We start from the raw sequence: 1,459 nt of genomic DNA, 5'->3' as shown, positions 1-1,459 counted from the left end.
GGCTCTTCGCAGTTAGCAGTGGCATTGGCGCCGGCTGGGTGCGACCCGACGTGATCGACGAGTGCAGGCCCACCGTACCCGGCGGCGTTGGTTCTCCGGGGTACGGAACCCGAACGCGATGCGGCCGACGTGCTTGACGATGCGGTTGTAGCCTTCACTGCGCGCATTCGACAGGCCGGTGGTGATCGCCAGGATCATCGGTTCCTGCCACGCCGAGATGGTCGTCGCCAGCTTGCCGATCTCCGGGACACGGCATGCCGCGCAGAACGTGTAGAACCGATACAGTCTGTCCCGGATCTCATGGCGAAGGCCACCACGATCGGTGCAGCGCAACACATCGCGCAGTAGTTCTTTGGCGATCCATGCCGCAGCGATGTCCCCGTGCGGGTCGGCGGCGGTCAGCTTCTCGAACAGGGCCGATCGTTGTTCGTTGGTCAGGCGTTCGGAGGCCCGCAACAACCGTCGTCGATTGATCCATTCGACATCGCTCTTGCGGCCGCGCCGACCCCGCTCGGCCTGGGTGACCCTGCGCCGGACGGTATCGACCATCTCGTTGGCCTTCTTGACCAGGTGGAACCGGTCCACCACCAGTTGTGCGTGCGGCAGTGCCTCGCGCACCGCCTTCGCATACACCGACGACATGTCGATCGCGACATGGGTGATCTGTGCCTTCCACGTCTCGTCGCGGGCGTCGAACCAGTCGATCACCACCGCCGAGGTGCGTCCGTTGACCTGCGCCAGCAACCCTTGATCGCCGGTCAGGTCGACCAGTCCGGTGTCCCACCGGTCCACCCATCTCCGTTCCCCGGTCTCGGGGCAAGTTTCCCATTTCGCCTTCCCGCGTCGGGTCTCATCGATCCCGAGCACCATCACCGGCTCAGGCTCGCCGGCCAGGGCGGCGTCGGCGACCACGACGAGGTGGCCGTGGACGGTGTGCCAGGCGCACCCGTAGTCGCCGGCGACCGCGGACACCGACCGGTCCCCGTCGAGGACCGCCTCGACCAGCAGCGCCTTCGCTCGTGGCGTGACCCGTGCCCGGGACGGCACCCCCGGCGTCGACTCGGTGAACACCTTACGGTCACAGGAGGTATTGGTGCACAACCATTTCCGTTTCCGCCACACCAACAGCGGACGGTCGGGTCCGACCTGCACATCCCGCGGTCTGGTGGTGACCCAACCCTTCGAGCGCGATGATTTCTGCCCGCACTGCGGGCACATCCCGACCCATTCGGGTGCCGTTGCGATCTGCACGATCCGGCTGCCCTCGACCGTGCGCTGCACCGATTCGACGATGACGCCGTCGAGATCGAGCAGCAATGAACTACCGTGGTGCATGCCCGCGTTCCTTGCTGTCCTGGATGCCTGAGAACACCCAGCTCACAAGGGCGCGGGCCCTTTTTCAATCACCGACACGGCAACGGGGTCGATCGGCACCAGCCCCTACCAAGTGCGAAGAGCC

The 1,459-nt window shown here is 65.8% G+C and carries 1 pseudogene; it reads right to left on the bottom strand.

The annotated features are described in order from the left end of the window. Positions 1-12: 12 nt before the first annotated feature. A pseudogene (locus A5767_RS19950) lies at positions 13-1,381 on the bottom strand (ISL3 family transposase). Positions 1,382-1,459: the final 78 nt, after the last annotated feature.

This window comes from Rhodococcus sp. 852002-51564_SCH6189132-a, from assembly GCF_001665495.1.
In the GTDB taxonomy this organism is placed as follows: Bacteria; Actinomycetota; Actinomycetes; order Mycobacteriales; family Mycobacteriaceae; genus Rhodococcus; species Rhodococcus pyridinivorans.
The sequence above is the reverse complement of the archived record's forward strand: the minus strand, read 5'-3'. Positions and strand labels throughout refer to the sequence as shown.